The sequence below is a fragment of the Paraburkholderia sp. SIMBA_053 genome (assembly GCF_046534895.1).
Lineage (GTDB): Bacteria > Pseudomonadota > Gammaproteobacteria > Burkholderiales > Burkholderiaceae > Paraburkholderia > Paraburkholderia caledonica.
In genome coordinates, this window is the sequence record NZ_JAWRXU010000007.1 from 143,390 (window position 1) to 155,796 (window position 12,407).

Sequence of the window (12,407 nt, forward strand, 5' to 3'; positions counted from 1 at the left end):
TCTAACCCGAAGAAAGACAAAACATATGAACGTCGTGACATCGGATGACAGCATCGGCATCCTGCCGAACCATCCTCTCTCGAAGCAGTTCGTTGTAATCGGCTATCGAGACGGCGCTTTCTCAACCATTCCGAATAACTGTTTCCGTAACTGGCTGGACGAAGAAGCCGCGGTCGGCACATTTCATATCGGCCGATGCTCGGGGCTGGGTGTCGGCTCGATCGTCAAGTACGACGGCGCCGCTCAGAAGCTCGTGATCGGCAAGAATGTGGCTGGCGGCCAGCGCCTTAAGTTCGTGTTGAATGGCCAGCATGAGATCAAAGGCATCTCGATGACCCTGTTCTCGCTGTACGGAAACGGTCTGACCAATTGCGAAATGCCCCAATACGGCGACACGATCGTCCACAACGATGTATGGATCGGCGACGAAGCGATGATCCTTGGCGGCAGCGTGATTGAGAGCGGATGCGTGATCGGCGCACGCGCGGTCGTGCCGCCGAACTTTCGCAGCGAGCCCTATGGAATATATGTCGGATCGCCGGCGCGGCTGGTGCGCTTCCGCTTCCCGGAAAAGATCCGTGAGCGCCTGCTCGAACTCGCGTGGTGGGACATGCCGCTCGACTGGATCAAGGCGAACAACGGCGCGTTTCTCGAAGATCTCACGAAGGACGAGGGTCGCGCGCTGGAGTTGCTCGCCGAGCTGCAGATCTCGAAGAACAACGCGCTCGAAGCAACGCGCGCGGCGGCAGTGCAAGGCTAACGGCCGATTCGATTATTCGTGGAAGGTATAGCCAGGCGCACGGTACGGCGCCTGGCGCCGCCGTGCATTTGAAACGTCCGCCCAGACTTCTTAGCAGGACGTGATGATGTCGACAATCCGGTCCATTTGCGCGTCGGACAGAGTCGGGAAGATCGGCAGACAGAGCACTCGTTGCGCGGCGTCGGACGCGATCGGCAGATTCGCTCGATGCGCCGTCGGCAAGCCACGGTACATCGGAAAATCCGAAATCAGCGGATAGAAGTAACGACGCACGATGACGTTGTGTTCGCGGAATCGCTCGTACAACGCGTCGCGGCTCAACGGATACTTGTCGCCGACGAGAATCGGGAAGTACGCGTGATTCGAGACCGTGTCTTCGCACGCGGGCAGGCAGTGAATGCCCTGTACATTGGCGAGCAGTTCACAGTAGCGCGCGGAGATATCGCGGCGGCGTGCAAGCGCTTCGTCGATATGTTCGAGTTGCAGCAAGCCGAACGCCGCGTTGATCTCGCTCATCTTGCCGTTGATGCCGGGCGCCACCACGGTGGTTTCGTCCACGATGCCGAAGTTTTTCAGATGATCCACACGCTGCTTCGTCTTGGCGTCGGGACAGATGATCGCGCCGCCTTCGAAAGTGTTGAACACCTTCGTTGCATGGAAGCTGAGCACTGAAAGATCGCCGTGTCGCAGAACGCTCTTGCCGCCGGTTTTAACACCGAACGCGTGAGCGGCGTCGTAGATGACCTTCAGGTTGTAGTTGTCGGCAATCTTCTGGATGGCGTCGGTGTCGCACGGATAGCCATAGCAATGCACCGGCAAAATCGCGGTTGTTTGCGGCGTGATCGCGGCCTCGATCTTCGCGGGGTCCATGTTGAGCGTCACAGGGTCCACGTCGACGAAAACCGGCTTGATGCCGTTCCACAGTAGCGAGTGACCGGTCGCGACAAACGAATACGGGGTCGTAATGACTTCGCCGGTAATGCGCAAAGCCTGCAACGCGGTAACGAGAGCGAGCGTGCCGTTGGACAGCAGCGCGAGGTGGTCGACGCCCAGATATTCTTCGAGCGCTTTCTCGAGGCGCTGGTGAAATGGGCCGCCGTTAGTCAGGATCTTGCGGTCCCAGATTTCCCGCAGATACGGGACGAAATCGTCGAGCGGCGGCAGGTGCGGCTGCGTGACGTAGATCGTTTCCTGGGTCAGCGCCGAGAGCGCTTCGGCTGGTAGGCTCGCATTCATATTCGCGTCTTCACTTTTATTGAGGACAATGCCCGGACGAATCCGTCACGCCGCTGTTTTGACTTCAGGCTCTGTTTCCGGCTTGGCGTCGGTCTTGGCGTCGGCCTTGGAATTCGACTTCAGGTCGGGCTTGTCCTCGGGCGCAGGCGGCGGGCACCAGTCCGCAGGCAAGGTCGCTTCGAATGCGCTCGGCGTTTCTTCGGCGCACCAGCGGTTCCACATCGTGCGCAGCGCGATCGACAGACCGCCGGCCACCTTCTCCGGCTGGAACGGCACAGAACCCTGGCAGCGATCGCGCATGCCGATGCGAAGACGGCTCAACGCATCCAGATCGCGCGTCAAATCGATACTCTTCTGCACGAACTCTTCCTTGTCGCGCGCGACGAATTCGTGAAGTCCAACCTGTTCGAGCCAGCCCGCACCGCATCGGCTCGGCATCGAGATGCCTGGCATCGTCACAGTCGGCACGCCCATCCATAGCGCGTTAAGCGTGGTTGTCGAACCCACGTAAGGGAACGTGTCGAGACACAGGTCCACGTGATGATGCTGCTGCATATAAACGGGCAACGTCGTGCGAGGGCAGAACGTGAGCCGCGACGTGTCGATGCCTTCGGCCCTGAACCAGTCCAGATACGTCTCTTCGTCGAGCTTGCTGCCGATCGCGCCGATGACCATGCGCGAGGTCGGCTGCGCACGCAGAATCGTGCTCCACAGCGCGATGACCTCGGGGCTCAGCTTGTTCAGCCGGTTGAAGCTGCCGTACGTGATGTAGCCCTTGTGGAGAGCAGGCAGGCCATTGACCGGCGGGCAGTTCGGCGGCGGCATATAAGCGGTCGACGACGGCAGCAGTGCGAGTTTTTCGGTGAACTGTTCCGTGAACTCGTCGATAGGCGCGACGAAGCGGTCCGCGATGTAGTAATCGAACGCGGCCATGCCGGTGGTTCCCGGATAGCCGATCCACGATGCCTGCACGGGCGCCGGCTTCTGCGCGAGCGCGACGATTCGCGTATGCGCGGTGTGTCCCGACAGATCGACCACGATGTCGATGTTGTCGTCGCGGATCTTCTTCACCAGCGCGGCGTCGCTCATGTCGGCGACTGCATTCCAGGCGTGCGCATGCGCACGCAGTTGCTCCGTCATGTGATCCTGGAGCCCGAACGTGTAATAGAAGTGCAGCGACAGGTTCGGGTCGCGGCTCAGATGCCGCACGATCGGCAGGAAGTAGTAAGCCACCGCGTGGTTGCAGAAGTCGCCGGAAACAAACCCGATCCGCAGCTTGCGGTCCGGATTGCGTTTGTTCGGATAGCGGCGGTTGCTGGCTGAGGGCACGTCGTGGATCTGGCCGAACACGCAGTGCTCCTTGTAGAGCGCCGCTTTGTCGATCGTGCTGTTGTGCGTCAGGCAGAACAGCAGGTTGCTACGCGCGTTGCTGTTGGTCGGCTCGAGTTCCAGCGAGAGACGCAGTGCCTTCTCCGCAAGATCCATCGCGCCGATGCCGAGGTAGAGCGTGCCGAGCGAGCTATGCACGGCGGCGGACCGCGGCGCGAGATCGGCGGCGCGCTGACACGATGCAATGGCTTCAGCACGTTTGCCGAGTGCAATCAGCGTCACGCCGAGAATACGGTGCGCTTCCGCGTGATCGGGAACGAGCGCGAGCAGTTCGCGCACCTGGGTTTCCGCCTCGGCCAATGCGCCAGTGTGGCGCAGCGTATCCGACAGAAGCAGGCGGCAGATCACATCGTTCGGGTCGAGTTCGACGGCCTTGCGCGCGGCCGGAATCACTTCGCGGAACTGGCTGTTCTTGTGCAGCGAAATAGACAGCGCGCGCCAGCATTCGCTGTCTTTCGGGTAGCGCGCCACCAGCTTGCGCGCCACGGCGACCGACTCGGCGATCTGGCCTTTGTGCACCAGCGTGTTGTGCTTGTGCAGTTCGCCCTTTTCGGCCTGACGGTGCTTGGTCGTTTTTATCGACACTGGCGCCGCTTCGCGCTGCTCTTCCTGAGGCGCGGGTTCCTGCTGTTGCGCTTCGGCCGCCGTTTCGCCGACGATCAGCGTGATGTTGTTCGCCGTCGTTGGGCGCGCATTGGGCACCGTCTCGAGCTTGCGGTCCGGATAGGCCAGCTGCGTGATCAGGCCATTTAGCGCGGGACCGTTGACGCCCTGTTGCTGCGCCATTTCTACCGCGAGCCAGCCCGCCGCCGTCTGGTCGCTCTGGAACAGCGCGTTGATGTAGGCCACCCAGTACTGCCCGTTAGACGGCCGCACGCCCAGCGCGACCTCGAAGTGCGCGACGGCCTCAGCGGCACGGTCGGTCTGCACCTTGATCACGCCGAGGTTGTAGTTCGCATCGGGATGATTCGGCACCGCTTCGACGATCGCTTCGAAAAGCGCCCGCGCGTCGTCGACCTCACCCGCGTGATATTGCTCGATGGCGCTCTGCATGACGAGAGCGATGTCCTGAGCGCGCTGCTGTTCAGGAGAGAGAGGCTGGGGAGCCGAGAAGTCGAATTGGATGGACATGATGCTCGCACGAGGAAGCTGTACGTTGGATTATCAAGTCGGAATTCGCAGCCTGAAGGGTGGAAGTGACGGCAAAATGGCCACCAATTCACCTGATTACGGCCACCCGGCGACGCCGCCATGAAACGCCGCTCGCAGGCCTTTCGGCAATGTGTCGACATGGGTTGCGCGAGGCTCTCGCGCCGGGCTTCCAGGGGCGTCGGCCGTCCTCGTGTGTCTCGCTGGAAGCACAAAAAGAAACGCCCGCGCAAGGCGGGCGAGGGTGAAGCGTGCGCACCTTTATGCTGGCGCGCGTGTTGTTGTTCTTCTGTTCTGTCGTTCTGCCGTTCCGCGGCTCGTCCGGCGGGCCGTTCGTACCGCTTACAGCTGTGCCGCCTTCTGATACTGATTCGCGGCGCTCACGCGGCGCATGGCAGCCGTGTATTCCGCCTGCAATTCGACCTGCGTGGTTTGTGCGTCGGCGACGATCGCGTCGTTGCGCGCGACGATCGAGCGGATCACATCGAGCGAGCCCTGAACCTGCTGGGCGTCGAGCGACATGATGAGCGGCGAGCGCAGTTCGGCAAGTCGCGCGGCTTCGGGCCAGTCGGCCAGCGCGGCCGCGTGCTCGATTTCGCCGGTCAGTGCCAGCACTTTCTCGATCAGGGCAGATTGCTCCATTTGCGGTTCTCCGTGCTGTTACTTGTTGGTCGCGAGCGCGCCGGCGCTGTTCGTGCCGCCGAAGAGCTGCGTCAGGTACGCCGAGTTGTTGCTCGTCGTGGCCATCAGCGTGTTGAGCGCGGTGAACTGCGCCGAATACTGGCTCGTCAGTTGCGCGATGTAATCGTTCAGGCTCGTCTGCTGCGTCGTGAGACTTTTCAGGTCGGAGTTCAGCGCGCTGGTTCGCGCGTCGATCATGCCGCCCGTCTGCGTGAAGTTCGTAATGCTGGTGCTGAGCTTTGCGCCGATACCGTTGGTCGAGTTGAAAATCGACGCTACGGTTGTCGAATTGTTCGTCAACGCGTTATTGAGCGCCGTGCTGTCGACCTGCAGCGTGCCGTCGGCCTGCAGCGAGATGCCGATCGAGCCGAGGCTGTTGGTCGTGCTGCCGTCTTTCACACCGCCTGCAATGATCGAAGCCAGCGTGTTCTTGATCGTGTTGAGCGTGGAGTCGCCGAGCAACGGGCCTTGCGTGGTCGCGCCAGACGTGTACTGCGCGAGGGTGCCCATCGTCGTCACGACGGTGTTGTAGAGCGACACGAAGTTGTTGATCGTGCTGGCCTGCGTCGCGGTGTCGGTTGCCACGGTCAGCGTCTGCGTGGTCGCCGGACTCGTAACCGCTGCGGAAGTCAGGTTCAGTGTGACACCTGCGATCGCGCTGGTCACTGCGTTCGTCGAACTGGATGCCGCGACGTTGTTGATGGTGAATTCGGCGTCCTGCGCGGCAGAGCTTTGCGTCCACGCGTTCGAGCTGTTCGCCGACACAAAAGTCGACTGGCCGCCCGTCGTGCTGGCAGTGGACGTCACGCCGAGGCTCGACAGACCGTTATCGCCGGTCACATTGTTGACTGCGACGCTGATCGTACTCGCCGCACCGGTCCCGGAAGAGGCGAGCACGAGGTGGGCGCCGTCGGTGCCGTTGACGACCGTCGCGGTAACGCCAGGATTGCCGGTCGCGCTGTTGATCGCTGCGGCGATGCCGGCCACGGTGTTATTGCTGCTGTCGATCGATACATTGAACGACTTGCTGCCGAGTGAAACGGCGAGCGTTCCGGAGCCAAGTGTCTGGTTCGCGGTGAATTTGGAAGACGTCAGCGCCTGCGCCGTTGCGATTTGCGAGACGGCGACGCTATAGCTGCCAGCGACCGCGCCCGTTTTGGCCGTCGCGGTGATGCCGGTGCCGCCCGTCATGGTGGCGGTGAAAGTGGATGCAAGCCCGCCGTTGGACAGCGAGCTGAGGCCGCTCTCCAGCGCGCCGAGCGCGGCCGAGAGCGTGCCGAATGCGGAAATCTGGGTGTTGTCGCTGCTTTGCTTGGCTGCCATTGCTGCAACCTGGCCAGCAGTTTTGGAATTCACGAGCGCCGTGACGAGCGAGTTGACATCCAGCGAGGTGTTGCCGGTCGCGCCGCTGATGACCGATTGCATGGCCTGCTGCAGGGCTGCGTTGTCGGCTGCGACTGTCGCCGAGGCTGCGCTTGCCGCCGATGAACTCGTAATCGTTGACATGGAAATGCTCCGTGCGTCCGTTTTGATGCGTGATTGACGTGACAGAAATGCAGGATGGAAGGCGAACCTTCCATCGAATAGCTAAAAACCGGACAACGCGCTTTATGCGCGAAGCCCGGTCAAACTTCAGAAGCTATTACTGGAGCAGCTTCAGAACTTGCTGCGGCTGCGAGTTGGCTTGCGCCAGAACCGAGATACCAGCTTGTTGCAGCACTTGAGCCTTCGAGAGGTTAGCAGTTTCCTGTGCGAAGTTCGCGTCGGTGATCTGCGATTGTGCCGACGACAGGTCGGTTGCTTCAGCTTGCTGCGACGTTGCAATCGCGCTGAAGCGGTTCTGTGCTGCACCGAGACTTGCTTGCAGGTTGCTGACTGCGGTCAGTGCGTTGTCGATTGCGACCATCGCCACGTTCGCGCCGCTGACCGTGCTGATGTCGAGGCTCGAAACGGTGGTATTGGATGCGTTGACCGCACCGATCTGCGCCGTCGCGTTGGTAATCGACGTGCCCAGTGCTGCGTTGGTCGTGTCGTATGCACCCGTCGACATCGTCAGCGTGGTGATCGGCGAAGTCGTCGTCGCGCCCGTCGAAGTACCGGTCGAGAAGATCGAGCCAGCAACCGTTGCGCCGATCGAGCCACCATTCTGATCGGTGAACGTGAAGCCGCCGTGACCGTCGGACAGAACGTTGATCGAGGTGATCGCGCTGCCGGTGTAACCAGCCGTTGCTGCTGCGCCGGTCGATGCGTCGATGTCCAGACCGCTGATCGTGCCAGCCAGTTGGCCGGTTGCCAGGGAACCGCTACCCAGGCTAGCTGCCGACATGCTCTTCGACAGGTCGAGGTTGATCGTCTGACCGACGTTCGCGCCAACCTGGAAGCCCACGATACCAGCCGAGCCGTCCAGAATGTTCGTGCCGTTGTACGTCGTTTGCGACGCGATACGGTTCACTTCCTGGATTTGCTGCGCAACTTCTTTCTGCAGAGCTGCCTGGTCCGACGAGGACATCGTGCCCGTCGAAGCTTGCACAGCCAGCGTACGGATACGCTGCAGGCTGGACGTCAGCGAGGACAGCGCGCTCGACGCCGTCTGAATCAGCGAAACGCCGTCGTTCGCGTTCGACACGCCTTGGCCCAGACCGTTGATCTGGGTTTGCATACGCGTCGAGATCGCCAGACCTGCTGCATCGTCAGCCGCGCTGTTGATGCGCTTGCCCGACGACAGGCGGGTGATAGCTTGCGACAGGGCGCTTTGCGAGCCGTTGAGGTTTTGCTGTGCAACCAGCGAGTTGATATTGCTATTGATTCCGAGCATGGAAAATCTCCTAAATAAGCCTGAGCCCAATACGCCACGTTGGCATCGGCGGAAGCACTCGTTCATTGCTGGCCGCCTCAGTGAAGGTTGACGGCCCCCCTAAAAAAAACTTGAGGGACTTTCTTTTATCGCGGTCCAATTGCTATCGCGGACGAGGCGTGCGAGCCCCGCCCGACAAGGGTTTGCGGTGCGATTCATGGGTGCGCTGCACGATTTGAAAAGGCGGCGTATTCTCTTTTTCTCTTGTGAATAAACGCGGAAGAAATCATGCAAAGACGCCGCATTGGACGCTCGGAATTGCAAGTCGCACCGCTTATGTTCGGTGGCAATGTATTCGGCTGGACCGCCGATGAAGCGACGTCGTTTTCGATTCTGGATGCCTTCGTCGACGCCGGACTGGACTTCATCGATACGGCCGACGTCTATTCCGCCTGGGCGCCCGGCAATCAGGGCGGCGAGTCCGAAACCGTCATCGGAAAGTGGTTCCGGCAGAGCGGCAAGCGCGACAAAATCGTGCTTGCGACGAAAGTGGCGAAGCATCCGCAGCGTAAGGGACTTTCGGCGGCGAACATTCGGGCGGCAGTGGAAGACTCGCTGCGCCGCTTGCAGACCGATTACATCGACGTGTACTTTTCCCACGAAGACGATACCGAAACGCCGCTTGCCGAGACACTCGGCGCGTACCAGCGGCTGATCGAAGCCGGTAAGGTGCGAGTGATTGGTGCGTCTAACTACAGCGGTGCGCGCGTCGAGGAGGCGCTTGCCATTTCCCGCCAGCACGGGCTGCCCGAGTACCAGGTGTTGCAACCGGAATACAATCTGTACGACCGGGCCGAATATGAGACCGACATCGAGCCCGTTGCGGTAGCCCATCAGTTGGGTGTGGTCGTGTATTGGAGTCTTGCGAGCGGATTCCTCTCTGGAAAGTACCGTTCGCAGGAGGATCTCGCCAATAAGGCGCGAGGTAGCCGCGTGGAAAAGTATCTGAACCCACGTGGTTTGCAGATTCTCACGGCGCTCGACCGCGTCGCGGCGCGGCATGGCAGCACGCCGGCCAGCGTCGCGCTGGCATGGCTGATTGCGCGCCCGAGCGTGACCGCGCCGATTGCGAGCGCGACGTCGCTGCAGCAGCTGGAAAGCCTTGTCGCCGCGGTTCATCTGACGCTCACGAGTACCGACATCCGCGAACTGGACGATGCGAGCGCATGAATCGCTCGGATGGCCTGGCGTAATCCCTAAACCCCTGGTAGCATGGAGAGTTTCCTGATATCATCGGGAGTGAATTGAGATCTTTGCCTGTTTCGTCATCGGTTTTCCGTTGGTGAAAGGTTGGCGAAACGGCAGCAGACGCGGCTTTGCAGTACGTCTGTCCGCGTTCCGCGGTGAGCTCCGCACCTCTCTTTTCCGGCCTCCGTGGCCGCTTTGCCTCTCGTTTCATTCGTGGTTTGGCCGGGTTCTTCCCGCGTTTGCCTGTTACTGGCCATGAATCGAAACGACCGGAGGGCCGGCGCGTGAGCGGTCTCCGCCACGCAATCAACCCATATCAAGTGATTGAGTTAGGAATTACATGACGACGATTCTTCTGAAGGAAAACGAGCCGTTCGAAGTGGCGATTCGCCGCTTTCGTCGCGCAATCGAAAAGAACGGCCTGATCGCAGAACTGCGTGAGCGCCAATCGTACGAAAAGCCGACTACGGCACGTAAGCGCAAGAAGGCCGCTGCTGTGAAGCGCCTGCACAAGCGCCTGCGCAGCCAGATGCTGCCGAAGAAGCTGCACTAAGCAAGCTTCTCAGCACGTCAGAACGGCGGTGTGAGCTTCGAAAGAAGCCACACCGCCGTTTTGCTTTGTGGTCGCAGTTGACGCGGCTTTACCGTGTTGAGCAGGCCGGCGCCGCGCCGTGCTCAGGCGTCGCCAGACGACGCCTCGCGCGAGGTTACGCTGCGCTCTTCAACTTGTGCACGGAGAGCCCGAATTGACGCGCGATCGAGTTCAGGCGCTCGTCCCACTCCCAGGTGCCGAACACGTCGTGCACGTTTTGCAGGCAGCTGAGCAGATCGACGGTGGCCTGATCGTACACATTGATGCGCGAACGCAGCAGCGCTTTCCTCAGTGCGGCCACGCCGACGTCCATATACGCGGGCGCCGGGACGGGCGTCTTGCCGATATAGCGCACGGGCACGCCTTCCATAGCCGTCGTATAGTCGCGCAGCTTGATGAAGTTGCCGACAGGACAGCCGCCACAATAGCCACGATAGGCGCCACCTCCGCGTGGCAGCAGTGCTGCGCGCTTCTGGCCGAAAAGGTGGCTCACGGCCCGGTCGAAAATGTCCTGATGGGTGAGGAAGGTAACGGTTTTCATGGTTGGTCTCGCGATGCTGCGCGGTGGTTACTCGTTGATGAGCGTCTGATACCAGTATCCAGCCTGCGTGCGTTGGCCAAGCCCCGACTAGCATGGCGAAAAGCCTTCAATTCCGGCCTTTGCCCGTGGATTCGCCGCGTGACTCAGGCGGGCGCCCAAGCACAGCGCAAGAAGCCCCAGCAGGCTCCAATCGCCACTGGCTTCCGCAAACGAAGCGACGCTCATAACCGTATAACGACCGGCATCCGTGATAAGCGCAGCAGGGCTTTACCGGATAGCGGTTTCGACCGGTGCGCAAGGACCGTGTAGGCAGGCGAGCGCTGCCTCACACGCGCCCGGCACCGTCACCGTGTAGTCTCCGCGGCTAACCGGCCTTGCGAGCCCGTCCCTTCTTGCCGAGGGCGGCGCAGCGCGCGCGGCACATGCAGGTCACCTCGTGATCGTTCACCATGCCGACCGCCTGCATGAACGCATAACAGATGGTCGAGCCGACGAACTTGCAGCCATAGCGCTTCAACGCTTTGCTGAGTGCATCGGAAACTTCCGTCGATGCCGGCGCGTGCTTGTACGACGCCCACTCGTTCTGAATGGGCGTGTTGTCGACGAAAGACCAGATGAAGCCGGCGAGCGATCCGTGTTCCGCCCGGATCTGCTGCACGGCGCGCGCATTCGTGATGGCGGACTCGATCTTGCCGCGATGGCGCACGATGCCTTCGTCCGCCACGAGCGTGTCGACGTGTTGCGGCGTGAAGCGCGCGACCTTGTCGATATCGAAGTCGGCAAACGCGCGCCGGTAGCCCGCTCGCTTGTTGAGAATCGTCGACCACGATAGTCCGGCTTGCGCGCCTTCCAGCACGAGCATTTCGAAAAGATGCTGGTCCTCGCGCGACGGCACGCCCCATTCGGTGTCGTGATACTTTGCGAGCGCTTCGCTCGATACCCAATTGCATCGTTGTGTCATGTGGCGCTCCCGGTAGTCATGTCGCTCGCCAGCATAGCGGAACGCCTGGGCGTCGCAAGCTAGCCGTTCGGCCAATTGCCGGATCGAAACAGACCTGCCACGCTATGCACATTTCCCACGAAACGCACCTCTCTCAATGAACGAAGACCTATTTCTGATCGGCGTTGACGGCGGCGGCACCGGCACACGCATTGTGCTGGCCGACGCGCACGGGCGCGAGTTGGCGCAGGCGGCAAGTGGGCCGTCGGGTCTTGGCTTGGGCGTCGAGCGTGCGTGGCAAGCAATCGCGGCTGGCTGTGCCGATGCATTCGCGCGGGCGGGCGCCGCGCTCGACTGGTCACGCTGCGTATTGGGTTGCGGTCTCGCGGGCGTGAACAATCGCGACTGGCTGGCGGCATTTCTCGCGCAGGCGCCAGCTTTGGCCGGGCTCGCCGTGGAAAGTGACGCGTACACAACATTGCTTGGCGCGCATGGCAGCGCGTATGGCGTGATTGTCGCGCTCGGCACGGGCAGCATTGCGGCGGCGGCCGACCGCGACGACGGCGAATTCCGGACGGTCAGCGGGTATGGTTTTCCGTCGGGTGATGAAGCGAGCGGCGCCTGGCTCGGAGTGCGAGCCATTGTTCACGCACAGCACGCGCTCGACGGACGGGGGCCGAACGACGACCTCGCGCAGGCGCTCCTGGCCCATGTCGGCGCACACGATCGCGACGAACTCGTCGTGTGGCTTTGCGAAGCCAATCAGACCGCGTATGCGAGCCTCGCGCGGATCGTGATTGCGCACCGCGCGCATCCATTCGCCGCGCGGCTGCTCGGCGAAGCGGGGCTTCAGATCGCCAAAATGATTGCCGCGCTCGATCCATCTGGGGCATTGCCCATAGCCCTGTGCGGCGGCCTCGGGGCGCCGTTGCGCGAGTATGTGCCGCAGATCTATCAGGCACGGCTGCGCGAACCGTTGTCCGACTCCGCGCATGGTGGTTTGCAGCTGGCGCAGCGTCAAGCCGCGCGGCTTGTGGGCGACGCGTGAGCCAGTGTCTGACCGGCGTCCGATATGGG

11 protein-coding genes are annotated in these 12,407 nt (G+C 61.5%); 4 read left to right on the forward strand and 7 right to left on the reverse strand.

Annotation, left to right across the window (positions count from 1 at the left end; translation table 11 throughout):
• The first annotated feature begins 25 nt into the window (after positions 1 to 25).
• A complete protein-coding gene (locus SB753_RS21705; protein WP_087754276.1) occupies positions 26 to 760 on the forward strand; it encodes an acetyltransferase in 735 nt (244 codons plus the stop codon).
• A gap of 90 nt (positions 761 to 850) precedes the next feature.
• On the opposite strand, the gene SB753_RS21710 is transcribed toward SB753_RS21705, so the two are convergent.
• The 5 genes from SB753_RS21710 to SB753_RS21730 form a co-directional block, all read right to left on the reverse strand.
• Entirely contained in the window at positions 851 to 1,996 is a 1,146-nt protein-coding gene (locus SB753_RS21710; RefSeq protein ID WP_087754275.1) for a DegT/DnrJ/EryC1/StrS family aminotransferase, read from the reverse strand.
• 45 nt (positions 1,997 to 2,041) lie between these two features.
• Positions 2,042 to 4,516, reverse strand: a complete 2,475-nt coding sequence (locus SB753_RS21715; RefSeq protein WP_410801755.1) for a tetratricopeptide repeat protein — start codon at positions 4,514 to 4,516, stop codon at positions 2,042 to 2,044.
• Positions 4,517 to 4,876: 360 nt separating this feature from the next.
• Positions 4,877 to 5,176: a flagellar protein FliT gene (gene fliT / locus SB753_RS21720; RefSeq protein ID WP_020067466.1), complete on the reverse strand. Its 300-nt coding sequence runs from the start codon at positions 5,174 to 5,176 to the stop codon at positions 4,877 to 4,879.
• Between the two features lie 18 nt (positions 5,177 to 5,194).
• Positions 5,195 to 6,721, reverse strand: coding sequence for a flagellar filament capping protein FliD (fliD, locus tag SB753_RS21725; protein ID WP_020067467.1), 1,527 nt, complete (start codon positions 6,719 to 6,721; stop codon positions 5,195 to 5,197).
• A gap of 136 nt (positions 6,722 to 6,857) precedes the next feature.
• The gene (locus tag SB753_RS21730) at positions 6,858 to 8,030 is read right to left on the reverse strand and encodes a flagellin (protein ID WP_204522559.1); all 1,173 of its coding nucleotides are present in this window, start codon (positions 8,028 to 8,030) and stop codon (positions 6,858 to 6,860) included.
• A 267-nt stretch (positions 8,031 to 8,297) separates the two neighbouring features.
• On the opposite strand from SB753_RS21730, the gene SB753_RS21735 reads away from it, so the two are divergent.
• Both SB753_RS21735 and rpsU read left to right on the forward strand, forming a co-directional pair.
• Entirely contained in the window at positions 8,298 to 9,239 is a 942-nt protein-coding gene (locus tag SB753_RS21735) for an aldo/keto reductase (protein WP_410801757.1), read from the forward strand.
• Between the two features lie 358 nt (positions 9,240 to 9,597).
• Positions 9,598 to 9,810, forward strand: coding sequence for a 30S ribosomal protein S21 (rpsU, locus tag SB753_RS21740; RefSeq protein ID WP_006050883.1), 213 nt, complete (start codon positions 9,598 to 9,600; stop codon positions 9,808 to 9,810).
• Between the two features lie 154 nt (positions 9,811 to 9,964).
• Here rpsU and SB753_RS21745 read toward each other — a convergent pair whose 3' ends face one another.
• The gene (locus tag SB753_RS21745) at positions 9,965 to 10,390 is read right to left on the reverse strand and encodes a hypothetical protein (protein WP_410801760.1); all 426 of its coding nucleotides are present in this window, start codon (positions 10,388 to 10,390) and stop codon (positions 9,965 to 9,967) included.
• A gap of 364 nt (positions 10,391 to 10,754) precedes the next feature.
• Positions 10,755 to 11,351, reverse strand: coding sequence for a DNA-3-methyladenine glycosylase I (locus tag SB753_RS21750; RefSeq protein ID WP_410801762.1), 597 nt, complete (start codon positions 11,349 to 11,351; stop codon positions 10,755 to 10,757).
• Between the two features lie 136 nt (positions 11,352 to 11,487).
• Here SB753_RS21750 and SB753_RS21755 point away from each other — a divergent pair, with 136 nt between their 5' ends.
• Positions 11,488 to 12,378, forward strand: a complete 891-nt coding sequence (locus tag SB753_RS21755) for a BadF/BadG/BcrA/BcrD ATPase family protein (protein WP_410801764.1) — start codon at positions 11,488 to 11,490, stop codon at positions 12,376 to 12,378.
• Positions 12,379 to 12,407 lie beyond the last annotated feature (29 nt).